The sequence below is a fragment of the Dyadobacter ginsengisoli DSM 21015 genome (assembly GCF_059568735.1).
The window spans coordinates 308,151-334,831 of record NZ_JCANTY010000008.1 but is presented as its reverse complement, the minus strand read 5'-3'; the positions used below and the strand labels follow the sequence as shown (position 1 = coordinate 334,831).

General features: G+C 52.5%; 15 protein-coding genes. All 15 read left to right on the top strand.

The window, feature by feature from the left end; genetic code table 11:
* The first annotated feature begins 155 nt into the window (after positions 1-155).
* The 15 genes from BP71_RS29005 to BP71_RS28935 all read left to right on the top strand — a co-directional run bounded on the left by BP71_RS29005 (position 156) and on the right by BP71_RS28935 (position 26,664).
* Complete coding sequence (locus tag BP71_RS29005) at positions 156-3,230, top strand: SusC/RagA family TonB-linked outer membrane protein (protein ID WP_496385097.1); 3,075 nt, start codon at positions 156-158, stop codon at positions 3,228-3,230.
* Positions 3,231-3,243: 13 nt separating this feature from the next.
* Positions 3,244-4,674 carry a RagB/SusD family nutrient uptake outer membrane protein gene (locus BP71_RS29000; RefSeq protein WP_496385096.1) on the top strand — a complete coding sequence of 477 codons (1,431 nt, stop codon included), beginning with the start codon at positions 3,244-3,246 and terminating at the stop codon, positions 4,672-4,674.
* A gap of 31 nt (positions 4,675-4,705) precedes the next feature.
* Entirely contained in the window at positions 4,706-6,010 is a 1,305-nt protein-coding gene (locus BP71_RS28995) for an alginate export family protein (protein WP_496385095.1), read from the top strand.
* A gap of 108 nt (positions 6,011-6,118) precedes the next feature.
* Positions 6,119-6,796 (top strand): RNA polymerase sigma-70 factor, encoded by a 678-nt coding sequence (locus BP71_RS28990; protein ID WP_496385094.1) that lies wholly within the window; start codon positions 6,119-6,121, stop codon positions 6,794-6,796.
* 47 nt (positions 6,797-6,843) lie between these two features.
* Positions 6,844-7,872, top strand: a complete 1,029-nt coding sequence (locus tag BP71_RS28985; RefSeq protein WP_496385093.1) for a FecR family protein — start codon at positions 6,844-6,846, stop codon at positions 7,870-7,872.
* A 24-nt stretch (positions 7,873-7,896) separates the two neighbouring features.
* Positions 7,897-11,274 (top strand): SusC/RagA family TonB-linked outer membrane protein, encoded by a 3,378-nt coding sequence (locus BP71_RS28980; RefSeq protein ID WP_496385092.1) that lies wholly within the window; start codon positions 7,897-7,899, stop codon positions 11,272-11,274.
* Between the two features lie 29 nt (positions 11,275-11,303).
* Positions 11,304-12,917 (top strand): RagB/SusD family nutrient uptake outer membrane protein, encoded by a 1,614-nt coding sequence (locus BP71_RS28975; RefSeq protein ID WP_496385090.1) that lies wholly within the window; start codon positions 11,304-11,306, stop codon positions 12,915-12,917.
* 54 nt (positions 12,918-12,971) lie between these two features.
* The gene (locus BP71_RS28970; RefSeq protein WP_496385089.1) at positions 12,972-14,003 is read left to right on the top strand and encodes a glycosylase; all 1,032 of its coding nucleotides are present in this window, start codon (positions 12,972-12,974) and stop codon (positions 14,001-14,003) included.
* Between the two features lie 3 nt (positions 14,004-14,006).
* Positions 14,007-15,605 (top strand): MGH1-like glycoside hydrolase domain-containing protein, encoded by a 1,599-nt coding sequence (locus tag BP71_RS28965; protein WP_496385088.1) that lies wholly within the window; start codon positions 14,007-14,009, stop codon positions 15,603-15,605.
* 41 nt (positions 15,606-15,646) lie between these two features.
* Entirely contained in the window at positions 15,647-17,680 is a 2,034-nt protein-coding gene (locus tag BP71_RS28960; protein WP_496385087.1) for a beta-L-arabinofuranosidase domain-containing protein, read from the top strand.
* 26 nt (positions 17,681-17,706) lie between these two features.
* The gene (locus BP71_RS28955; protein ID WP_496385086.1) at positions 17,707-19,677 is read left to right on the top strand and encodes a glycoside hydrolase family 127 protein; all 1,971 of its coding nucleotides are present in this window, start codon (positions 17,707-17,709) and stop codon (positions 19,675-19,677) included.
* Between the two features lie 207 nt (positions 19,678-19,884).
* A complete protein-coding gene (locus BP71_RS28950; protein WP_496385085.1) occupies positions 19,885-20,493 on the top strand; it encodes an RNA polymerase sigma factor in 609 nt (202 codons plus the stop codon).
* Between the two features lie 73 nt (positions 20,494-20,566).
* Positions 20,567-21,655: a FecR family protein gene (locus BP71_RS28945; protein ID WP_496385084.1), complete on the top strand. Its 1,089-nt coding sequence runs from the start codon at positions 20,567-20,569 to the stop codon at positions 21,653-21,655.
* A gap of 183 nt (positions 21,656-21,838) precedes the next feature.
* On the top strand, positions 21,839-25,183 hold the full coding sequence (locus tag BP71_RS28940) for a SusC/RagA family TonB-linked outer membrane protein (protein ID WP_496385083.1): 3,345 nt from the start codon (positions 21,839-21,841) through the stop codon (positions 25,181-25,183).
* Between the two features lie 38 nt (positions 25,184-25,221).
* Positions 25,222-26,664: a RagB/SusD family nutrient uptake outer membrane protein gene (locus BP71_RS28935; protein WP_496385082.1), complete on the top strand. Its 1,443-nt coding sequence runs from the start codon at positions 25,222-25,224 to the stop codon at positions 26,662-26,664.
* Positions 26,665-26,681: the final 17 nt, after the last annotated feature.

The window sequence follows — 26,681 nt, the reverse complement described above, 5'->3', positions numbered from 1 at the left end:
TCCCAGGCGCCCCAGGGGCACATGGAAACACAAAATGGTGGTGGCTGATGTGCAAATTTAATTAAACTATTTAATCTACCAATTTAGTAGTATAATATTTTAAAATAACCTTACTTTGCCGATCAAATAAGTCTAGTAATTAAAGCACATTACCCATGATTAAAATTCTCCGTTCAAATCACATCCGATTGATTTGGGCCCTCCTGGGCGGAATTGCGGCTTTTCAAAGCCACGCCCAGTCCGTTTCCATTCAGGGAAAAGTCACTTCTGCGACGGACCAATCACCGTTGCCCGGTATTAATGTTCTGATCAAAAACAGCACGACCGGAACTACTACCAATACCGAAGGCAAATTTGAGATACCGGCTGATTCCAAAGCCGTTCTGGTGTTCTCCGCCATTGGCTATGTGACACAGGAAGTGGAAGTAAAGGGACGTACACAGCTTACCGTTCAATTGAACGATGACACCAGGCAGCTGAACGAGCTCGTGGTTGTCGGGTACGGCACCCAGAAAAAACGCGACCTGACCGGCTCAGTAAGCTCGCTGGACAGCAAGGACTTTAACAAAGGCGTACAAACTTCTGTCGACCAGCTCATTGCCGGTCGTTCCGCGGGCGTGCAGGTGACGCAATCAAGCTCGGAACCGGGCGGCGGCGTGACGGTCCGCATCCGCGGGGCCAATTCGATCAATGCCAACAACGAACCGTTGTATGTGATCGACGGGCTGCCGGTGAACAATTCTTCGGTGGTGCCTGGTTCGACATTAGTTAATGAGCAGGCGCCGAGAAACCCCCTGAATGCATTGAATCCCAATGACATCGAATCGGTGGAAATTCTCAAAGATGCGTCGGCAACGGCCATTTATGGTTCAAGAGGCGCCAACGGAGTGATCCTGATCACCACCAAAAAAGGTACCAAAGGCAAGCTGAACGTCAATTACTCGGTGTCCGGTGCGATATCGGAAGTGACCAGGCGTGTCCCGATGCTCAACGCCACGCAGTATATGTCGCTGCTCAACGACCTGCGCGCGGACCAGAAGCAACAACCCGAATTCAGTGCCGAGCAAATCGCGCAGGTGGGCAAGGGTACCTACTGGCAAGATGAGATCTTCAAAAAAGGTTATCTTCAAAATCACCAGTTGTCGTTTTCCGGCGGCCAGGACAAGTTCACTTATTATGCTTCGCTGAACTACCTCGACCAGAAGGGCGTCGTGATCAGTTCGGGTATCAAGAAATATATTGGAAGGGTCAATCTGAATTACACCGATGACAAATTCAAATTCGGACTGAGCCTCAATTCCAGCCAGGTAAAGGACGATTTTGTACCTAATGGCGTGAGTGTCAACGAAGGCGCAGGGGTGGTCAACACGGCCATTTTCCAGGATCCCACCCTGACGATCAAAAACCCGAACGGAACCTGGACGCAAACGCAAATCGTGAACCTTGAAAACCCGCTCGGCCTCGCCAACGAGGTCAGCGATTTTGCCTCAACCAACCGCACATTTGCCAGCGTTTTTGCCGAATACTTCTTCTCGCCCGAGCTTTCCGCGAAAATCAATTTCGGAACCGACCGTCAGGATTCGCGCCGCGACATTTTCACTTCCCGGCTCACCAAACGCGCCGAAGGGACCAAGGGGATTGCCAGCGTGCTTACCAGCAGTGCATCCAACAACCTCGTGGAATTCACGGCCCGGTACAGCAAGGCGCTCAACAAGAACCACCAGCTCGAAATCCTCGGCGGTTATACCTATCAGGAGTTCGACGTAAACTCGCTGTCGGCCGGTGCGCAAAACTTCCCGCTCGATGCATTGGGCACAGATAACCTATCTGCGGGCGCCCAGAGCACCTTTTCACTCGGTTCGGGCCGGACGAAGAACCAGCTTCTCTCCTATCTCGGCCGCGTGAACTACAATCTGCTGGACAAATACCTGCTGACGGCCTCCATTCGCGCCGACGGCTCGTCCCGTTTTGGCGATAACAGGAAATACGGCTTCTTCCCGTCCGTCGCCCTCGGCTGGCGGATCAAGGATGAGCTGTTTCTCAAAAATGTAAATACATTGACCGACCTGAAACTCCGCGCCAGCTATGGCATTACCGGCAACCAGGATATCGGCAGCTACAAATCGCTGGTCCTCCTCGGCCCGCAGGGTCAGGCTATCTTTGACGGTACGCCTTACGTGGGCATCTCAACAACCCAGCTTCCTAACCCCGACCTGAAATGGGAAACGACCAGCCAGCTGGATATCGGCGTCGATTTCAGCCTATTTGCCAACCGCCTCTCGGGTAGCATCGACTATTTCCACAAGCAGACCAGGGACCTTTTACTGCAACTACCCGTTCCCCGCACGACCGGCTTTTCCACTACCTTTAAAAATGTGGGTGCATTAAAAAACAGTGGATTCGAATTTGCCCTGACATCTGTTAACATAACGGCGCCATTTACCTGGCGGTCAGGTCTGAACTTCTCCGTGGTGAAAAATGAAGTGACCGACCTTGGCACATTGCCCTACATTCTGGGCGGCTCCGCAGGCTTTACCAATGACTTTACGATCATCCGCAAGGGCGACCCGCTGAATGCCTACTATGGCTACGTGGTCGACGGTGTTTTCCAGCAAAATGACGATATCGCCAAATCAGCGCAACCACTGTCGCGTCCTGGTGAATACAAGTACCGGGATGTTAACAAGGACGGGACGATCAATTCGGCCGACCGGACGATTCTGGGTTCGCCCTTTCCGGATTTCACCTATGGGCTGAACAATGATTTCACTTACGGTCCGTTCAACCTGTCGTTCTTTTTCCAGGGCGTACAGGGCAGTACGCTGTTCAACCTGAACCGTACTGAGTCGGAAAACCCGATCTCGTTCCGTCGCAACCGGCTGGCCGAAAGCTACACCGACCGCTGGACCCCGGCCAATCCCACGAATCAGAACTCCTCAGGTGTTCCGGTAGCCGTTTCCTACACGAGTAACGTAAACAGCCGCGCGGTGGAGAATGCTTCCTACCTGCGATTAAAGTCGGTGCAGCTGACCTACAACTTCCCGTCCGCCAGGTGGAAGTATATCAGGGGCGTTCAGGTGTATCTGACAGGCCAGAACCTGTTCACGATCACCAACTATTCCGGGTACGACCCCGAGGTAAGCGCATTCGGAACATCCAATGTCCGCGCCGATTACAACGCATTCCCGCTTTCACGTACTTATACCGCCGGCGTAAGCGTCAATTTCTAATATCGACCAAACAATGAAAAAGCTACTTTATATATTACTCCTGCTGGGCGCGGCTGCCTGCGACAAGCCGCTCGAGGAAGAGGTGTACTCGTCTTTTGGCCCCAATAATTTTTTCAAAACCGCCGACGACGCCGAAGCCCTGCTCAATGCCGCCTACGCCCTCGAACAGAAACAGGGCACGGACGGCTTCCGGAACATATTCGTAATGGCGGAGGTGACTACCGACCTGCTCATCATCCGCGAAGGCGGCTTACGCGGGCTCGCACAGCCGCTGGAAGATTTCACCTGGAATGCTTCTCATGAGTTTTTCGATGTGGCCTGGACACGTTACTACAGCGCCATTTACCGTGCCAATCTCGTCGTCGACAACGTTCCGAATATTTCCTTTGACGAGGAACGTAAAAAGCAGATCGTCGCAGAGGCCCGCTTCCTGCGTGCAAGCGGCTACATTTCGCTTTACGACCTGTTTGGCCCTACGCCGATCATTACCAACAGCGTCAGCAACAGTGAAGACCGGCCGGCACGTGCCAGCAAAGAAGAATTCATCCGGTTTGTAACCAGCGAGCTCAATGCCGTCAGTGAGATTTTACCTGTTACCGCCAGGCAATATGGCCGGGCGACCAAAGGCGCTGCCCTGGCATTTCTCACCAAATTTTACCTGAACAACAAAGACTGGCAAAATGCCAGCGAAACGGCCCAGAAGGTGATCGACCTGAATACGTACAGCCTCTTCAATGCTGCCAACCGCACCGATCTGTTCAAGCTCGCCAACGAGAAAAACAGCGAGTTCATTTACGTCAGGCCGCACATCGCGCAACCGGGGCTGGGGACCAACTACCTCCCGCACGCTGCCCCGCCCAATTACAAATACAAGGGGGCAGTGAAAGCCAATTATGCGACCCAGCTCAAAACCCTGTCGGCATTCTACGACTCCTTCGACCCGAAAGACCAGCGGCTCGGGGCCTTCCTGACCGAATACGACGATCTGAACGGTAAGCACATTATCCTAGGACAGGACGACAAGCGCAGCTTCAAATTTGAGGAAGACCTCCCTGCCACCGGCGCCGACCTCGGCAACGATTTCCCCGTGGTGCGCTACGCCGACATCCTGCTCAGCAAAGCGGAAGCACTGAACGAGTTGCAGGGACCCACACCGGAAGCGATTTCGCTCATTAACCAGGTGCGGGGCAAAGCGGGCATTACCCCGCTTGCTATTGCTGATTTCGCGTCGAAAGAAGCGCTCCGGGCACATATTCTGAAAGAAAGGGGCTGGGAGTTTTTCTCCGAAGAACTGCGACGACAGGACCTGATCCGCCACGGCAAATTTATTGAACTGGCCAAAGGCAGGGGAAAAGTAGCTTTCGACCACCAGGTGCTCTTCCCATTGCCTCAAAGCGAAATCGACCGTAACCCGAGTTTAAAGCAGAATGAGGGTTATAAATAGGACGAAGCTTTCATTATCACTAAACCTTATTTTGAAAGCGGCAGGAGCTCAAATCCTGTCGCTTTTGCCGGTTATGGACGTAGGCCAGGCCTTATGGGCACAAACGGCCGACACCTTACACCGTGAACTGACTATTGATTTGGAAATGAGGCCAAGGGCAGAGTACCGGGATCATTTCGTGTGGACTGCGGCCGACACCACCATGCCCGAGCTTTATGCCACACAGCGGAACCGATTGAGTATCAGTTACCGCAATCGCAGGCTCCGGTTGCACGTCTCCCCACAGGAAATCCATGTCTGGGGGAAGTCGGGCCGCTTTTCGCGTGTAGGGAGCATCAATTTTTTCGAAGCGTATGCGGAACTGGTCATTACCAAACAGTTTTCGGCACGAGCAGGCAGGCAGGCCTTGTCGCTCGACAATGGGCGGATATTCTCGGCAGCGCCCTGGGGCCAGCAAAGCCGTGCACATGAGGGAATCCGCCTGCTTTTCAAGGGGAAATCAGAGACGGATCTCACATTTGCTTTCACCCGCCCGTATGGGAAACATTTCGACGCGGCGTATTCTCCCGTTGCGTCGCATAGTTATAAATACCTGGTCGTTCATCACCTCAAACACAAGCTCAACAGCCACATTACTCTCACGACCATCAATGCTGTGGACGTATTCCGCCGAACCACCCAGGACCGGCGGTACTACCAGCGCATCACCCACGGCGGCCGGCTGGAATACAGCCAGAAATGGCTCTACGGCACCGTCAATGCCTATTATCAATACGGGCGGAACACGTCGTCGAAGCAAATACGGGCTTACTATATTCAACCGGAAATCAGTGCCAATACGGGCAAAACGCTTTTCCGGCTAGGTGCTGAGCTACTGAGTGGCGACAGGAGTGCCGCTTCGAAAGAAACGTCCGCCTCATTCGTACCGCTGCACGGAGTTGCCTGGAAGTTCATGGGCAATATGAACCTGTTTACGCGGTTTCCGGCCGATGTTGATGAGAAAGGTCTGATCAACCCCTATCTTTTTATTATTCACCAGGCCGGCAAAAAACTGTCTCTCCGCGGCGACGCCCACCTTTTTTACTCGCAGCATCCGTTACCGGATAATGGCAAAACAATCGAAGGCAAGTACCTGGGTTTTGAAACCGACCTCTCTCTCAATTACAAACCGGCCAGGGCCATCGAAATCATTTACGGGCTCTCCTTCACCCTTGCCAACCAACGCATGGAACTACTGGGCAAGGTTCCGGATTCAGGTAAAGTGCCTGTATGGAGTTACCTGATGATCTCCTACACGCCCCGTTTGCTTCGTCTGACCGCTACCAGGCATCACTGAGCGGCCTTCGTTGTGAATAATTACAAAAAAAATAAAAAATTTCACAAAATGAACGAGGGTAGAGCCTTGCTGATGGACTCTTATGGATAACCTACTTCCTTAATCTGTATGAATCATAAGTATACTGTAGAAAGTAAACCAGGTATTACCGAACAAACCAGATTGAAACCCGATTTCCCGGATGTCAAAACGGTGCAAACAGATTTTGTGGATTCAGAGTTGTTTATCAGGCAGGCATTTGAGGAAGATCCCGGGAGGGGTTATGAGCTGCTGTTTAAACGGTACTATAAGCAACTGTGCAGTCATACGGTCCGGTTTGTGTATTCCCGGGACGTTGCCGAAGACATCGTCGTGGAGGTGTTCGGGCAGTTCTGGTCCAAGCAGCTGCATACGGCGGTCACCACTTCCTACCGGTCTTATTTGTTCACAACGGTCCGGCATGCGGCTTTCCGTCATATGCGGAAGAACTTTGGCAAAGAAACGCTCACCGAAGAGCTGAACGACCTGCCGCTAGCCGCACCGACCAGTTCGCCGCAGCAGGAAATGCAGTTTCAGGAACTGCTCCTGAAAGTAGAACAGGTCATCAGATCATTACCGGCCCAGAATCAGAAAGTGTTCCTGATGAGCCGGTTTGAGGGGAAGCGAAATACACTGATCGCCGAAGAGCTGGGGATCTCGATCAAAACCGTGGAAGGGCATATCACCAAGGGCCTGTCGATACTCCGGAAGGCCTTACAGGATCACGGATTGCTTTCTGTCATTCAAATTTTGCTGCTGTTTATTTAATGCGACCGGGGATCGTAAACGTATCTCACACTGAATTTCAACAAAGCATGAAGAAATCTTTTCTTTCAAAACAGGTGATCCAGAACTTCTTCGAGGGGAAAACCACCCGGATGCAGAACATTCTGATTCAGGAATGGCTGGATAACCCCGTCAACCGCGAGCTGTATTTTCAATGGCTGGAAGAGTGGGAAAGCGAGAACCCGCAGTTTACGCCGGATGTAGAACCGGCTTATCAACGTTCACTGTATACCGTTCAGCAGGACAACGATACACCGGAGGCTTTCCCGCCGGCAATAAAAACAGGATTGGGGTCAGTGATCCATCAACTTTTTGTATTTAAATGGGTAGCCGCCGCATCCGTTGCATTGATCCTGGGCGCATACCTGCTTTCCGATTTCTGGCTCTACACACAGTACGAAACCGGTTATGGTGAGATCCGGATGGTAAGATTACCCGACAGCAGCCGGGTCACATTAAATGCCAATTCCGTTCTGACCGTCCCGCGCTTCGGCTTCGGGCGCGGTACGCGGGAAGTACAGCTGAAAGGAGAGGCCGAATTTGCAGTAAAACACACGACCGACCATCGTAAATTTGTCGTCCGGACACCCGACAAGCTGGAAGTGAGGGTATTAGGCACCGAGTTTATCGTTTACAGCCGCGACCGGGGTTCGAAAGTGGTCCTGAGCCAGGGTAGCGTGCAGCTTCGTTCGCTCAATGACCTGGACCCCAAGCCGGTCCTGATGAAACCCGGCGATGTAGCCACGCTATCGACCCAGGGAAGAATTACTGTGAGCCACAGCCAGAGCCTGTCTGCGCACCAGGCCTGGAAGCAGCACCGGTTTATGTTTGAGAATACCCCCGTTTCGGAAATCGCCTACCAGATCAGCGAGCATTTCGGTGTGAATGTGGTTGTATCTGATTCGACACTAGCGAAGCGGACCCTTGGCGGAACCTTTAATGCGAACAGTCCCGCCCATGTCCTCAAAGTGCTCTCGGATGTTCTGAATGCGCGGGTTACGCATTCCCCGCCAGCCGACGACAACCCGGAAACCTTTATCCTCAGTTCCAGTCATTAGTACTTATCTAAAATTTGAATAATCATGACGAAACTATTACACGTTAAAGTGCTGGTAACCTTGACGATGGGATGCCTGTTGGGTATACCGCCGCTAAAAGCCCAGCTTATTGCGCAAAACCGTGCGAAAAACAATATCAGCCCTGCGACCTCATCCGCAAACAGACTGACGTTACGGGATGCGCTCATGCAGGTAAAGAAGCAGTTCAAAGTAGATATTTTGTTTGAAGAAAAATTGCTGGAAGGCGTTTTCGTAGCTCCCGCCCAGATGCAATCCGCCCAATCCATTGAAAATAAACTGAATAATATCCTTACACCCGCCGGGCTCCGCTACAAAAAAGTAAGCAAACAGACCTACCTGATCCTGACTAACGGGGAGGAAAACAAAACAGGCGAACAGCAACCGCGGGAAGGCCATGCAGGCGATCTCCCCCCTGCCGTGCAACAGCCCACCACCGCCGCGGTACTGCCTAATCCTGCCGCCTTCGAAACGGTTAGCCAGGCAACCGATAAAACCGTAGGCGGTGTCGTAAAAGGGGATGCCGGCGAAATACTGCCCGGCGTCAGCGTACTCATCAAGGGGACCACAAGGGGAAGCACCACGGATGTGAACGGGAAGTACAGCATTACCATCGGCGATGATCTCAAAGGCGACGTCACCCTGGTTTTCTCTTACGTCGGTTACCGGAACCAGGACGTGATCGTCGGCACCCGATCGGCCATAGACGTTTCGTTGCTGCCCGACCTGAAAAGCCTCGAAGAAGTGGTGGTCGTCGGCTATGGTACGCAAAAGCGGGATCAGATCACGAGTGCCATCGCGAGTGTTAAGTCCGAGGACTTTGTGAAAGGCCCGGTGCAGGATGCAGCTCAGCTCATTCGGGGCAAAGTTGCCGGGTTGAGCGTCATCACGCCCAGCGGCGACCCGACCGCATTGGCACAGATCTCGCTGAGGGGAAACGCCACGATCAACGCCAGCTCCGAACCGCTGATCCTGATCGACGGTGTACCGGGTGCCCTGAACACGGTGGCGCCGGAGGACATCGAGTCCATAGACGTCCTGAAAGACGGTTCGGCTGCCGCGATTTACGGCACCCGCGGAACAAACGGCGTGATTCTGATCACCACCCGAAAAGTGAAAGGAGAAACACCGGCCACGCTGGAAGTAAACTCCTATTTCACCACGCAGAGACTGACCCGCAAGCTGGATTTCATGAATGTGGACCAATACCGCGCGCTTGCAGCCCAGGGCAAGCCTGGTGCCATCGACTACGGCCACAGCACGGACTGGCTCCGGGAAGTAACCCAGAAGCCGTTATCACAGGTGCACAATATCAGTCTGCGTGGCGGCTCGCGCACTACCAACTACATCGTCAGTATGGAATACCGCCATTTGAATGGCATTATGAAGAAATCAGACAACACGACGGTTTTTCCGCGCATCGAGGTGAACCATTCGATGTTTAACGGCATCTTGAAGGTGAATGCAAACCTGAGCGGCTATCAGCAAAAGTTCTTCGCCATCGACGGAGGCCGTTACTCCGGGCTGATATACCGGAACTCGCTCACCTTCAATCCCACCGAGCCTTTGAAGGACGAAAATGGCAAATGGACGGAACGCACTGATAAAACGGACTATATGAACCCGCTTGCCCTGATCGAGGAATCGCACGGACAAAACCGCAACGACAATCTCCGGACCTACGGCACTGTTTCGCTCGCTCCGGTGGAAGGGCTGGAAATTATGGGACTCTTTGCCCGCGACATGTACAATAGCACGAGAGGCTACTATGAAACCAAAAACCACTACTCTACCAGCCGTAACGGCCGGAATGGCTTTGCATCCCGGGGCACCACCCGCTCGCAGGACGACCTGTTTGAGCTGACCGCCAACTACAACAAAACCATTCAGAACCACAATTTTGTTTTACTGGCCGGCCACACCTGGAGACGCTACAATACGGAAGAATACTGGATGCAAAACTGGGATTTCCCCACCGACAATTTCTCCTACAACAACATCGGCGCAGGCCTGGCACTCAGGCGAGGACAAGCCCCGGAGTACTCTATTCAATCCGAGAACAAGCTGATCAGCTACTTTTTCAGGGTCAATTACAGCTTCATGAACAAATATCTGCTGATGGCCAGTGTACGCCACGAAGGATCGTCCCGGTTTGGGGCCAACCACAAATGGGGCAGCTTCCCGGCGTTTTCGCTGGGCTGGAATCTGAAACGGGAAGCCTTTCTGGAAAATTCCAATACCGTTTCCAATCTGAAAATACGGGCCGGCTACGGCGTTACCGGAACCGAACCGAAAGACTCCTACATTTCGCTCAACAAGATCAACTTCAATACCAACGTCCTGATCAACGGTCAATGGGTGCAGGCCATTAATCCCTCCAACAACGCCAATCCCGATCTGCGGTGGGAGCGCAAGGAAGAAGTGAACATCGGCGTAGATTACGGTTTCCTGAATCAGCGGATATCGGGTTCCGTGGACATTTATCGCCGCACGACACGTGACCTGATCGCCAATTTCCCGGTACCGACGCCTCCGTATCTGTACCCCACGATCACCGCCAATGCCGCTTCGATGGAGAATAAAGGGGTAGAGATCCAGGTGAATGTGATACCATTGCAAACGCCTTCGTTCAGATGGGCCACTTCCGCCAATTTCTCTACCAATTCCAATAAGATCCTCTCGCTCTCCAATGACAAGTTTGCGCTGGCCAGCGGCTACTTCGATACCGGCAATACCGGCGAACCCATTCAGCAAACCACCCACCGTGTGCAGGTAGGCGAACCTATCGGGAACTACTGGGGTTTCAAGACCATCGATATCGACGAAGCAGGACACTGGATCATCGAAGGTAAAGACGGGGAAGCCAAATCCATTGCCCAGCAACAGGCCGACGATAAAAAGGTGATCGGAAACGGATTACCCAAGCGGTACCTCAACTGGAACAATACCCTTACCTACAAAAACTTTGACCTGAACATCACCATGCGCGGCGCATTCGGCTTTCAGATCCTGAATATGACCGAGATGTTCTGGAGTGCGCCCGTGATGCTCACCAGAGGCAACCTGCGCTCCAATGCTTACGACCCGATTTACGGAAAACGCCCGCTGGCCGACGACCAGTCCCTGAACTATGTGAGCTACTACATCGAAAACGGCAATTACTGGAAAATCGACAATGTAACGGCGGGGTATAATCTTAACCTGAAAACGAAGTATCTCAAACATGCGCGGGTGTACGCAGCCGTAGCTAATCTCTACACCATCACCGGCTACAAGGGTATCGATCCGGAAGTGGGGATCAGCGGAATGTCACCGGGGATCGACGATAAGAACCGGTATCCCGCCACGACCAGTTTTACCGTCGGAGCCATGCTGACATTCTAGTTTTGACATACATTCAAAGACCTTATACCATGAAGCCATTTAACTCGCATATATGTACCGCCATTTTGCTGGCCATGACCGCCGGCGCGTGCAATAACGACCTGGAAGAGAAGATCTACTCCGAAGTCACCGAAGAATCGTACAATTATTCCAATGCCTACCAGGCGATGAGCATCGGCTATGCCAACATGCGGGACCTGATCTCGCACACGCATTACTACATGGCCCAGGAATCCACTACCGATGCTATCGTTATGCCCGCCAACGCTTCGGGATGGGACGACGGCGGGATTTACAAGCGCATGCACCTGCACACCTGGAACTCGGAAAACCCGCAGATCAACAATATGTGGAATACCTATTACACCGGGGTGATCAATGCCAACCGGCTCATCGAGCAGCTCACTACCGGAAAGATCGCTATTCCCGGTGATGCTACCAAAGAAGCGCTGGTATCCGAAATGCGGGCCCTCAGGGCATTCTTCTACTGGATGCTCTGCGATAATTTCGGCGATGTGCCGCTGATCACCGACCGGTCCGATGCGCTGCTGGAAAAAACGGGCAGAAAAGATATCTATCTCTTTATTGTAAAGGAACTGATCGAAGCTATTCCGAACCTGCGTGAAGACAAGAACACCCTGATGTACGGCAGATTCAACAAATGGGCAGCTAAAACGTTGCTGGCCAATGTGTACCTGAATGCAGGTGTGTACGCCGGGGAAACTAAATGGGAAGAATGCCTGAGCCAATGCAACGACATCATTGCATCCGGGAAGTACAAGCTGGAAACCAGCCTCCCGGCCCCATTTGTGACAGAAAACCAAAATTCACAGGAGATTGTGTTTGCAATTCCCTTTGAAGAGAACCTGGCAGGCGGGTTCAGCGCGCACATGTTCTCGTGGCACGCTTCGCTCAAAAACAAAGTCAATATGCTTGCAACGCCCTGGGGCGCGGGTTCGGCGAAAGGTATTCCGCAGTTTATCGACACCTACGAGCCGGACGACAAACGCTTGAATGCCACCTGGATGACAGGCCCCCAGTTTGCAGCCGACGGCGTTACGCCTTTGAAAGGCTCGTACGACCAGGCAGGTAAAAATGTGGTACTCACCAACGCGCTGCCCGATGGGCTGTACACCGGTGAAGCTGAGGGTTACCGTATGAACAAGTTTGAAGTAAAAGTAGGCGCAATGGGCAGTTTGGGCAACGATTTTCCACTTTTCCGCTATTCACAAGTGCTGATGATGAAAGCGGAGTGCCTCTTGCGCACGGGCAAGGCGGCCGACGCTGCCACGGTGGTTTCGGAGGTTCGCTCCCGCGCGTTTACCGGAAAGCCTGCCAAGGCAGCCGTGACCGCGGCTGACCTGCAAAAAAGCAGCAGCTATCGATATGGTTATGTCGAAAATTACAAAATCGTCGACCCGGGAAATACCGCCGCGATCCAGTACGGCCGCATGCTCGACGAGCTGGGCTGGGAATTTGCCTGGGAAGGCTACCGCCGCCGAGATATGATCCGTTTTGGTGCATTTACTACTAAAAGCTGGCTGTCCCATAAGCCCAACGGGGATTTCAGAGCGGTGTTCCCGATCCCACAGATTGCCATTAATTCCAATCCAATGCTTAAACAAAACCCGGATTACAAATAGAATATGAAGGAAAGCCTTATTTGCTGCGTTTTGCTGTTTACCACAAGTTTGTGTTTGAGCCAGTCCCCGGACCAAACGGCTGTTTCCCGACACGCCATGCAAGGCGTGTACGAAGAGGTCAAAACGCCCTACAAATACGGTGTGGTCATTCCCCAGCCTGACAGCAGCCGGATGGTTGACAGCCCTACGGTGTTTCGCAAAGATGGGAAATGGTACATGACCTACATTATTTTCGACGGTAAAGGCTACGAAACCTGGCTCGCTCAAAGCGACAACCTTCTGCAATGGGCGTCGCTGGGCAAAATCATGTCCTTCACGCAAAACACCTGGGACGCGACCCAGAAAGCGGGTTACGTAGCCTTAGTAGACACCGAATGGGGAGGCTCCTACCAGCCTGAGCGGTTCAAAGACAAATACTGGCTTTCCTATCTTGGAGGTTCGGAAAAAGGTTACGAAGCCGGCCGGTTGGGTATCGGGCTCGCTACCAGCAAAGATTTGAGCACGCCGAAAGAAACAGACCGGCTGCCCCGGCCCGTACTGTCCGCGATTGATCGAGACGCACGCTGGTACGATGACAAAACGATTTACAAAAGTCTGGTCATCCGCGACAAAAACCGGAACACAGGTTTTCCATTTGTCATGTACTACAATGCCAAAGGTGAAAAACCGGATGCGAAAGGCAATGGGTTCGAAAGCATTGCCATGGCTGTTTCCGATGACATGGAACACTGGAAGCGTTTCGGCGAAAAGCCGCTGATCACGCGCAACACAGGCATTTGCGGTGACGCCCAGATTACCCGGATGGGCGATCTGTACGTGATGTTCTACTTCGGGGCATTCTGGAAACCAGGAGCTTTCGAACGCTTTGCTTGCTCTTACGACCTCATTAACTGGACCGATTGGGACGGAGAAGACCTGATTTCACCGACCGAGCCTTACGACAAAACCTACGCACATAAGCCGTGGGTAGTCAAATGGAATGGTGTGGTATACCATTTTTACAACGCGGTAGGCAGCCAGGGCCGCGTCATTGCGCTGGCCACGTCGAAAGACCTGAGTGGTAATCCATCGGGAAATCAGCATTGAAATATGATCATACGAATCGTTGGTATTCTGATTGGCACAATATGCATTTGTACCGGCAAGGCCCGGTCTCAGGACTTCGTCTTGAAATCAGACCTTTTGAAATCGTACACAACCGCTTTCAATGAAGCAGACGAGGAAATTTTCAAACAGCTTATTCCAAACGAGAAGGCATCGGAGTTTTTGTCCCGAAACATTCCGCTGTTTGAGTGTCCCGACAAGCAGCTTGAACAAACCTACTATTTCCGCTGGTGGACCTATCGCAAGCATCTTAAACAAACGCCTGCCGGCTACATCGTCACCGAATTCCTGCCCGATGTTCCGTGGGCCGGCCAATATAATTCCATCAACTGTCCGGCAGGCCATCATTTTTACGAGGGCAGGTGGTTAGGGGACACCACTTTTTTGAAGCAGTACGCCCGCTTCTGGTTTAGGAGTGGCGCAAGTCCCCGTGCCTACTCCTCCTGGGCCGCGGATGCGATACGCGCTTTCGCGCAGGTACATCCGGATACCGCTTTTCTGACGGACCTCCTGCCGGACCTGGTAAACGATTACCAGGAATGGGAAAAAATGCGACTGGATTCGACGGGGTTGTTCTGGCAGACCGACAACCGCGACGGCATGGAAATATCCGTATCGGGCGCTTACGGGCAGAAAGACCAGGGCTACCGGGCCACGATCAACAGCTATATGTTCGGGAATGCGAGGGCCTTGGCAGACATTGCAGGGATGGCGGGCGACCATAAGCTCGAAAACGAATACCGTCAAAAGGCGATTTACATCCGCAGGCAGATCCTGGGCAAACTCTGGGATGAACAGGCTCATTTTTTCAAAGTAATCCCGCGCGGCTTACCGACTTTAAAGCAGGCCGACGTCCGTGAATTGCACGGCTTCACCCCCTGGTATTTCTCCATTCCGGAAGAGAAACATGCCATTGCCTGGGCCCAGCTAGCCGACGAAAAGGGTTTCCTGGCACCATATGGCCCCACCACCACCGAGCAGCGGCATCCTGGCTTCCGCATTGCGTATGAAGGGCACGAATGCCAGTGGAATGGCCCCAGCTGGCCTTTTTCAACCACCATCACATTGACATCGCTCGCGAATCTCCTGAACAATTACAACCAGAAAGTGATGACCAAGCGCGACTTCTGGCAACTGCTCATCACTTACAGCCGTTCCCACCAGCGGATCACGGAAGACGGCAGGGTCGTGCCCTGGATCGATGAGAACCTGAACCCCTATTCGGGCGACTGGATTTCCCGGACCCGGCTATCAACGATGGAAAACGGCAGCTGGTCGGCCCGGAAAGGCGGACGCGAACGGGGAAAGGATTACAATCATTCCGCTTTCGGCGATCATGTCATCTCCGGACTTATGGGCATACGACCTCAAAATGGCCATAAGCTGGTGATCAATCCATTGGTTCCCGACAATACCTGGGATTATTTTTGTCTGGACAAAGTTTCGTATCACGGCAAAAACATCACTGTCCTGTACGACAAAACCGGGACCAAATATGGGAAAGGCAAAGGCTTACGCGTGTTTGTCGACGGTGTAGAACGCAGCGCCTCTCCCACGATCAAAAAATTGACCATCTCTATTTGAAAAGCATATTCACTGACACAGTTCAGTCTTCCAAAATCCTTATGAAAACAATCAGAATCCTTTCCTTCATTTCTTTGTCTCTATCCCTGTTGTCTCAGGCACCGGGGCAGACGATTTCCGGTTCCACCCCGGCGGGAACTTACACAGGCAGCCGCGCCCCCTTGCGTTCTAATCCATACAGCGAGCTTCCACTGGGCACCATCAGGCCGCAGGGATGGCTGAAAGAGATGCTGGTACGCCAGAAAAACGGGGCCACCGGCAAGCTGGACGAGCTGTATCCATTGGTGATGGGCAAGCGCAATGGCTGGCTGGGTGGTGACGGCGACCAATGGGAACGGGGACCGTACTGGATAGACGGCCTGCTTCCCCTGGCCTACATACTCGACGACAAAGCGCTCATTGCCAAAACCAAACCCTGGGTAGAATGGGCCCTCAGCAGTCAGCAGGCCGATGGTTACTTCGGCCCGTCGAAAGACTACGGTCACGAACCCGGCGTGCAGCGAGACAACAGCCGTGACTGGTGGCCTAAAATGGTGATGCTGAAAATATTGAAACAATACTATTCGGCAACCGGCGATAAGCGTGTTATCAGCCTGATGACCAATTACTTTAAATACCAGCTCAAAGAACTACCCGCAAAACCCCTCGACCACTGGACATTCTGGGCCCGCTACCGGGGTGCCGACAACCTGATGATCGTCTACTGGCTTTACAACATCACCGGCGACAAGTTTTTGCTGGACCTGGGTAACCTCATCCATCAGCAAACCTTTGACTACACCGATGCCTTTCTGAATACAGACTTATTGTCGACTCGGGGCAGCATTCACTGCGTGAACCTCGCACAGGGCATCAAGGCACCGCTGATCTATTTCCAGCACCATCCCGAACAGAAGTACCTGGACGCGACCCAAAAGGGTTTTGCCGATATCCGCAAATTCAACGGCATGGCACATGGGCTGTACGGAGGTGATGAGGCACTGCACGGCAATGATCCGACGCAAGGTTCGGAGCTGTGCTCTGCGGTTGAAATGATGTTTTCGCTGGAAAGTATCCTGGAAATCACGGGGGATGTGCATTATGCCGATATGCTCGAAAAAGTCGCATTCAATGCATTGCCCACGCAGGTTTCGGATGATTTCATGACCCGCCAGTATTTCCAGCAGGCAAATCAGGTGATGATGACCCGCCATCACCGCAATTTCGACGTCAACCATGGCGGAACGGATGTGTGCATGGGGCTGCTCACCGGTTACCCATGCTGTACCTCCAATATGCACCAGGGCTGGCCGAAATTTGTGCAGAACCTCTGGTACGCCACTGCCGACAAAGGTATCGCCGCCTTGACCTACGCCGCGAGCGAGGTAAAAATCAAGCTTCCCTGCGGAACCGACGTGGCGGTAAGGGAAGAAACCTCCTACCCTTTTGAAGAAACTATCCGGTTTACCGTGAACCCGTCTGTGAAATCTGTGTTTCCGTTCCATCTTCGAATACCGTCCTGGTGTCGCAAGGGATCTGTCAAAGTGAATGGAAAGGTGTGGCTGGAACCGGAAGGAAACCAAATTGTGAAGTTAACCCGTGAGTGGGAAAAAGGTGATGTAGTGGAACTGACGTTGCCTATGCATATTTTTAAAAATACCTGGGTGGAAAATTCGGTTTCCGTGGAGCGCGGACCGCTTACCTACGCATTGAAAGTGGGCGAAACTGCTAAAACGGTCCAAAATCAAAAAGATCCGGTCGACTACGGGTCGGCGTACACCGAGCTGCGGCCTACCACACCCTGGAATTACGGGCTGATACAGACTCCGGACGACAAACTGGAAGAGCAGTACAAGTGGGAGGCGGTTAAACCTGTTTCAAACTATCCGTGGAACCCCGACAATGCCCCGCTGCAAATCAAAACCAAAGCCAGACGCATTCCGTCATGGGGACTCTACAATGAGATGACCGGGCCAATTCCTTACAGTTTAACATACCAGTTAGAGACTGAAGACAAAGAAGAAGACATTGTCCTGATCCCTTACGGGTGTACCAATCTCCGGGTCTCGCAGTTTCCCGTCATCCGGAAAAAGTAACATTTTTGACTTCAACACAACTTACCATGCGATACACTTTCCATATAGTCACGGGTGCGGCCATCACTTTCTGCCTCAACACCATACCGTTGAATGCTGAGGCCCAGCGCATTCAGCCGGTACGCTTCTCGGATGTAACCATTAATGACCATTTCTGGAAACCCAAACAGGAAAAAGTAGCGACTGCGACGCTCAACGCCTGTATTATCCAGACAGAAGAAAAATCGGCACGGATCCGGAATTTTGAAAAGGTGGCCCGCAGGCAAGGCGAGAAACACGAAGGCATTTACTACGACGACAGTGATGTGTACAAAGCCATTGAAGCGATGGCCTACTCGCTGAAAAACCGGCCCGACGAGGCGCTGGAACGCAAAGCGGATGAGTGGATCTATAAGATCGCAGCCGCCCAGCTACCGGACGGCTACCTGAATACCTACTACACGCTCATCGATCTCAAACAGCGCTGGACCGACATGGAACGGCACGAGGACTACTGCGCCGGGCATTTGATCGAGGCCGCCGTCGCATATTACAACACTACCGGCAAACGAAAATTGCTCGATGTGGCGATCCGGAATGCGAACCACATCGATTCCACATTCCGGATTGCCAACCGTCCCTGGGTGTCGGGGCATCAGGAAATAGAACTGGCGCTGATGAAATTGTATCACCTCACCCGGGAAGAAAAGTACCTGAAACTGGCAGACTGGTTTCTTGACCAGCGCGGACGGGGATATGGAAAAGGAAAGATCTGGGACGAATGGAAAGATCCTAAATATTGCCAGGACGATATCCCCGTGAAGCAGCAAAGGGAAATCACCGGGCACGCGGTACGGGCCATGTACCAGTACACAGGCGCCGCGGACGTTGCATCCGTAACGCAGGACCCCGGCTACCTGAATGCCATGACGGCCGTATGGGAAGATGTGGTGTACCGAAACATGTACCTCACGGGCGGGATAGGATCCTCCGGCCACAATGAAGGATTTACGGATGATTACGACCTGCCGAACGGCGCGGCATACAGCGAAACCTGCGCGTCGGTTGGAATGGTATTCTGGAACCAGCGCATGAACGCATTGACCGGCGATGCCAAGTACATCGACGTCCTGGAACGCAGCCTTTACAATGGTGCCCTGGATGGGTTGAGCCTAAGCGGCGACCGTTTCTTTTATGGGAATCCGCTTTCGTCGACAGGCCACAATGCACGCAATGCCTGGTTTGGGACGGCCTGCTGCCCTTCCAACATAGCAAGACTTGTGGCTTCGGTCGGCGACTACATTTACGGAAAGTCTGAGAACAAAATCTGGATAAATCTCTTTATCGCCAGCAACACCAGTTTTCAGGTCGGGAAGGCGGCAGTCCCGCTTCGGATGGAGACAAACTATCCCTGGGACGGCAATATCAAAATAAAAGTCAGTCCTGCTCAGAAAGTGAAGTATGCGCTGAATATCCGCATACCGGGCTGGGCAGCCAATACGCCCGTCCCCGGTGCGTTGTACAGCTTCACAGGTACCGGAAAAGCAAAAGTGGAAGTATTACTGAATGGAAAGCCAGCTAGTTACCAGGTAGAAAAAGGCTATGCCGTGCTGGACCGCACATGGCAGAATGGCGATGAAATCGAAGTAAAATTACCGATGGAAGTAAGGCAGGTGAAGGCGCGCAGGGAAGTTAAAGCGAACGAAGACCGTGTTGCAATCCAGCGCGGCCCGATTGTGTACTGCGTAGAGGGAGCAGACAATGCGGGCGAAGTCTGGAACCTGCTCGTTCCCGAAAACCCGGCCTTCAAAATACAAAAAAGTCAGATCCTGGACGAGCCCGTGATAGCTATCCAGACCAACCTACTGGAAATCAAGCCCACTGCGGATGGCTTAAATGTAAAATCGGACGCCAGAATGGTCACAGCAATCCCCTATTACACCTGGGCCAACCGCGGCAAAAGTCCGATGCAAGTGTGGTTACCTTCCAAAATCAAGACCATCAGGATCGAAGAGTAGCGATTAAGAAACGTTTCTTGTATTGCGGTGGGCTATCGATCAGGATAGCCCTCTTTATTTTCAGGGCAAACCACGGGCTAGGGCGTCAATTCAAATGCAGCAGTCGCTTGTTCCGAGCGCGCCTCTTTTCCAGTCAATAACTGCTCCGTGCACACAGATAACTATTTTAATAATATTTTTACTTTAATTTATGAGGTCGATGATTAAATGACTGCGGTTACAGTGAAGATGAATGACAGTGAATCGGTAGTATGGAGTAAATTCAAGGCGGGGGACCGGGAGTCTTTTGCCAGAATCTACCAAGGCTACATCGGTGAGCTGCTCAGTTACGGTTACCGGGTCACTTCCAACCGCCAGTTGATCAAGGACAGCATTCAGGATGTTTTCCTGGACTTATGGCAGCAGCGCGAAAACCTTTCGGATCCTGCCTCCCTCAAATTCTACCTTTTCCGTGCGCTCCGAAACCGCATTCTCAGAAACATCTCGGTGCAGAAGGATAGTCCCGCAGCCGGAACTGCCCCGTCCCTGGAAGAACTGCTTTTCGACCTTCCTTTCGAACAGGCCTGGGTAGAAAGCGAAACGCAACAGGAACAGGTCGAACGCCTCCGCCACGCCATCGACCAACTTCCCAAACGCCAGCAGGAAGTGATTCAGCTGCGCTTTAACCAGAATTTCAGCCTCGAAGAAATCGCCGGCCTGATGCAGATCAGCAACCAGTCGGTCCGGAACCTGTTGCACCGGTCCATCACCGAACTGCGCCGCTTTTTCCAGCTGGCAGGGTGGATATTGGTGCTCCCCCTGCTACTTTCCTGGTGAATATTTAATTTTTCGAATAAAAAATGAGTACAAACCTATTTCATCGTGATCTAGGGGTTAGAAACGTGTAACTATGACCGAAAAATACGCCACCTATTCGCTGGAAGACTTTCTGAAAGACGAACGCTTCATTGGATGGGTAAACGCTCCAACCAAAGCCGACGACGCACTCTTCGCAGAGATCATCGCTGCCTATCCCGGCCAGCGGCCACTGATGCAGCATGCGCGGCAACTCGTTTCCCAGCTTTCCGAAGCTTCGGCCACCCATTTTCCGGCAGAGGACATCGACGAGATATGGCAGGGCATCGACACGAACCTTTCCATAAAACAGCTCGATTCCAAACCAAAACACTGGTTACACCCTTTCGGTGTGGCGGCAGCGTCGGTTGCGTTGCTGCTGGCCCTGGGCTGGGCCGGATACTATTTCCTGAGCGCCGAGAAAGCCATCGGATACGGTAAGCTCGTCGGGCAGTCGACGACGCCACTAAAGGAAGTTGTCAACCGCAGTGAGCAGACTATGACGGTGAAGCTTCCGGACGGCAGCAGGGTCTTTCTGACGGACCATAGCAAACTGAGCTATGCGAAGGATTTCACCCTGCAAAACCGTGATGTGTACCTGTCGGGCGAGGCATTTTTCGAAGTCGTCAAAAATCCGGAAAAACCTTTCACCGTTTACGCCAATGAACTGGTTACCAGAGTACTGGGAACCAGTTTCACCATCAAGGCATTCGAGCAGGACAGCCGCGTGACCGTCGCCGTCAAAACCGGCCGGGTATCCGTGTTTGCCAACCGGCACCAGGCCGATGTAGACCCGGAAACCAAAGGCATTATCCTGATTCCAAACCAGCAGGCGGATTTTCAACGTGAAAGTGAAACCATCAGCCGCTCACTCGTCGATCAGCCGCGGGTAGTAATCGCCAAAAAGGAACTCGACAGATTCAATTTCAACGACGCTCCGGTAACGCAGGTTTTTGATGCAATGGAAAATGCGTACGGGGTCGACTTCCTGTTTGACCGGGAAGTGCTTGCCTCCTGCCGCGTTACGACCTCCCTCTCCGAAGAGACCCTTTTCGAGAGACTGGACGTCGTGTGTGAAGCTGTGGGCGCAACCTACAAGGTGGTAGATGCCCAGATCGTGATCTCAGGCAAAAAATGTGATTAATGTATAAACCCTTAACCCAATCATAATGAGTATGGTATAAAGTAAAATCTACAAAAAAGCCGGCAACGGTTGCAGCGTTGCCGGCCTGAAAATCCCTTCCATGTTTCCGAAAACACAGCATCTGCTTTCGCAGATGAGAGGACTGTTATTGCTTTTTCTCAAAACAAGAACAAATCAAAGCTAATGAAAAAACATTTTGTAATCCAAAAGATACTCTGCTCCGCCATGAAAATCTCGCTTATTCAGACCTTGCTGGCGGTGATTTTTACCGGATTGTCATCGGCTGCTCCCGCCGACGCCCAGGACCTTCTGAGTCAAAGGATCTCGATCAAGGCCAGGAATCAGGAGCTGATGGTGATCCTGAAAAATATCGAGAAGCTCGCCGACGTGAAATTCACCTATCGCCCTGACCTCGTCCGCCAGGCGGGCAGACAGAGCGTGGAGGCTGAAAACCGCAAGCTGGGCGAGTTGCTGGACGAAATCCTGCGCCCGCTTGAAATCAAATACAGGATCGTACGCCGGCAGGTTATCCTGACGAAAGTCGAAAATAACCAGAGCCTGATCCCGGCTATCGAGCTTCTGAAACCCAGACAGAATGCCGACCGTGAACTGGCGGGAAAGGTGCTCGATGAAAAAAATACCGGACTACCGGGTGTCAGCGTAGTTATCAAAGGCACCCAGAAAGGCACCACCACGGACATCGAAGGCAATTTCAGGCTGACTGCCACCGAGCAGGAGCTGGTCAATGCGATCCTGGTTTTCAGTTTTGTTGGTTATCAGAGCCAGCAGATAGCAGTGGGAAGTTCATCGGCGATCACCGTCACACTCGCCCCTGAGGACCGCTCTCTGAACGAAGTCGTGGTAGTAGGCTACGGAACGGTCAAGAAAAGCGACCTGACCGGGTCCGTGGCCCAGGTCAAGGCGGAACAGATTAATGCATTCCCTACTTCCAATGCGTTGCAGGCATTGTCGGGCAGGGCTGCGGGGGTACAGGTAACCCAGACCAACGGATCGCCGGGTGCGGGGATGAGCGTCAGGATACGCGGAACCAATTCCATTCAGGGGAGCAACGAACCGCTGTATGTCATTGATGGCTTCCCTACCACCGGCAGCAACCCAACCATCCTCAACAATGCCGACATCGAAAGCATGGAAATCCTGAAAGATGCTTCTGCAACAGCCATTTATGGCTCCCGGGGTGCCAATGGCGTGGTCCTGATTACGACCCGACAAGGAAAGGCGGGGAAGACCCGCGTCGACCTGGAAACCAGTTACAGTTCTCAAACCCTGCGCAAAAAACTGGACCTGATGAATGCGACCGAATATGCGCGGTTTTACAATATCCAGGCGGCCAACGACAAGCTGGCACCCTACTTTACCGAAGAACAGATCAGCAACTTTGGCGAGGGTTTTGACTGGCAGGACCAGGTTTTCCGTCGTGCACCCATTAAGTCCACGGCACTGACGGTCAGCGGTGGCAACGAGAAAAGTCAGTTTTCCATATCAGGCAGCTTCTTTGGTCAGGACGGAATCATCAAGGGCAGCGACTACGACCGCTATTCGCTCAGGACCAATTTCAAACATAGTATCAGTAAAAAGCTCACGGTGAACCTGGCTACAACATTATCGCGGTTAAAAACAGCGCGTCGCGACAGCGAGGGCGGGGCGCGGGGCAACTCGATGATATCGGCTGCCATTTCCACTCCTGCTACTTTGACGCCTTATAACGAAGACGGTTCGTACCGGGTAATGGCTACCGCCTATCCATTCATTGCCACCGACCTGATCAACCCGCTTGTTTACATCAATGAACAAACCAACGTGATCAAAGCCAACCGGATCCTGGCCAATGCGGCTTTCATTTATACCCCCATTCCTGAAATTTCCATCAAAATTTCGGGCGGGATCGAAAATGCCGATGACCGGACCGATCGCTACACTACCCGAAAGTTCGTCAACTCCATTGGCACGGCAGCCGTTTCCAGCGCTCAGGCCACCAGCTTCCTGAACGAGAACACCATCAGTTATGCGAAGACGTTCGGCAACATACACAGCATTTCTGCTGTGGCAGGTTTCACTTACCAGGATTTTCTGAGTACAGCCGTTTCGGCGGGCGGAACGGGGTTTCTCAGCGATGTGACGGAAACATCCGACCTGGGCTCATCGGCAACCCCGGCCATTCCGGGCTCGTCGTATTCCAAGGCAGTGCTGCTTTCTTACCTGGGGAGGGTCAACTATACATTAAAGGATAAATACCTGCTCACTGCCAGCATTCGTCGCGACGGATCGTCACGGTACAGTACCGGCGACAAATGGAGCTACTTTCCTTCCGCGGCGCTGGCGTGGCGGGTTTCCAATGAAGATTTCATGAAGAACAGTACCGGTATTTCCGATCTGAAAATACGTGCCAGCTGGGGTCTTACCGGAAGCCAGGCTATTGCACCTTATGCCACGCTGAACCGGCTGGATGCCGGCCGTACGGTATTCGACGATGGAATGTACACGACGCTGGCACCAACCACCCAGCTGCCCAATAATCTGAAATGGGAGACCACCGAGCAAAAGGACATCGGTGTCGATCTCGGGATCTTCAAAAACAGGGTCCTTTTATCGGCAGATTATTACATTAAGAACACGCGTAACCTGCTCAACAGGGTCAACCTGCCCTCCTCACTGGGATATGCCTACACGATACAGAATGTCGGTGAAATGCAAAACCAGGGTTTGGAGTTTGGAATCGACAGCCGGGTTCTCACAGGTTCTTTTAAATGGGATCTCAATGCAAACATCTCCCTGAACCGCAACAAGGTGGTGAGGCTGTACGACAGCGGGGATGTGCTCGGCGGCAATGTGAATGTCGTGGTCATCAACGACGTCGCCACCATTTTAAGGGAAGGCAGGCCGGTTGGCCAATTCTGGGGATATCTCGAAGACGGGTATGATGAGCAGGGCCGCCTCCGTTTCAAGGATCTGGACAACAACGGTTCCATTACCCAGAACGATAAAACCTATATCGGAAACCCTAATCCGGATTTTATCTATGGAATCAATTCCAGCATGTCGTACAAAGGTTTTGACCTGACCCTGTTTATCCAGGGCATCCAGGGCAACGATCTCTTTAATGTAAGTTCCATTGTCAACACGATCGACTATGGCTTCGGGCTGAACATGCCCCGGGAGGTACTTTACAACCACTGGACGCCCGAGAACCCCAATGCCAAATATCCGCGTATTACGCGGAACGCCAATACACGCGTTTCCGACCGCTTTATCGAAAACGGCTCCTACCTGCGGCTCAGAAACATTCAGCTGGCCTATAACCTGCCGCTGGAAAAATGGAAGGTACGCTCCATGAGAAATGTACAGCTGTATGTGAGCGGGCAGAACCTGCTGACATTCACCAAATACTCTTGGTGGGATCCCGAGGTCAATTCCAAAGGAGGAAGCGGCGCAGCGTTGCAGGGAATGGACCACAACAGTTACCCTACCGCCAAATCCTGGACGGCCGGTATCCGTGTCGGGTTCTAGCCATGTTGATTTAATTTATCACCGAAAAAGGAATGCTCATGAAATTTTCAAAATATATCCTTCCTATTGTTTTTCTGACCTCACTCAGCGCTTGCGAGGACATGTTGGAAGAAAAGCCTAAATCCATTGTCGCGGAAACCTTCTTCAATACCGCCGCCGACGTCGAATCGGCCGTCAATGCGATCTATTCCCCATTGCGGGAAAACAATTATGCCGTTTACGAAACCACCCTCGAATGTCAGGCCGATTATGCATACGGACGTGGAAGCTGGGCGCCTCTGCACGAGTATCAGGGGTTTAACGACGCCAACATCAGTCGTGTGGCAGGTCTGTGGAACGCATTCTATCTCAGTATCCGGAATGCCAACCTGGTGGTCCTGAATGCACCGAAAGGCAATGCGATCAGCTCGGCCGATGTGACCAGATATGTAGCGGAAGCCAAATTTCTGCGGGCTTTCAACTACTTCCAGCTTGTAAGAAACTGGGCGGGTGTGCCCCTGAGGACCGAAAGCAATATGACAGAGATTAGTCTTCCCAAAAGCACAGCCGAAGCCGTTTACGCACTGATCCTGGCCGACCTGACCGAAGCGGAGAAAAACCTGCCCGAAAAAGCAGCAATGGCTGGTAGGCCCTCTAAATGGGCGGCCAAAATATTGCTGGCCGACGCCCACCTCCACTTAAAGCAGTATGATAAAGCCCGCGACAAGGCGCGTGAGGTTATCCAATCCGGCAAATTTGCGCTGGTGCCCGTCAAGACGCCTGCCGACTACCAGAACAATGTGTTTGGACCTGAGTTGGTGAGTACCACGGAAGAGTTGTTTTTCCTCAAATATACCCGGCAGGTCGGCCAGGGCAACTATATGCTCTGGATCACCAACCACCCCAGCACGGGTCTTTTCAATTTCGGGGGCGCCTACGTGGTCTACGGACAGACCGTCGATCCTTTTTACCAGGCCTGGGACGAGAAAGACATCCGCAAAGGGCTTTGGAACAAAGTCAATATAGGGCTGGGGGCCAACACGCTGCTGAGCTCCAAATTTGTAGACAAAGCGGCTATCGGCCAGAACGGAGCCGGCAACGATGACCCGGTATACAGCTATGCCGATGCGCTTTTAATCTATGCGGAAGCCGCATCGATGGCTGCCAATGCGCCAACCGCAGAGGCCATGGACGTCTTGAACCAGGTCCGCCGCCGTGCATATGGCCTCCCGTCTGCGAACGCCGCACCCGATGACTACCGGCTCGCAGACTATAATGCGGCTACGTTTCAGGAATTGGTGCTTCGCGAAAGAGCCTATGAATTTCACTACCTGGGAAAGCGCTGGCTGGACTTGAAACGCACAGGCAAAGTCAAGGAGGTAGTCCAGAAATCTAAAAATATCGTTGTGGCCGACAAGCATCTGCTTTGGCCGATCCCCAATTCGGAAATGAACTTCAACAAAGCGCTGGATCCGTCCAAAGACCAGAATCCGGGCTATTGATCGTATAAAACACTGAA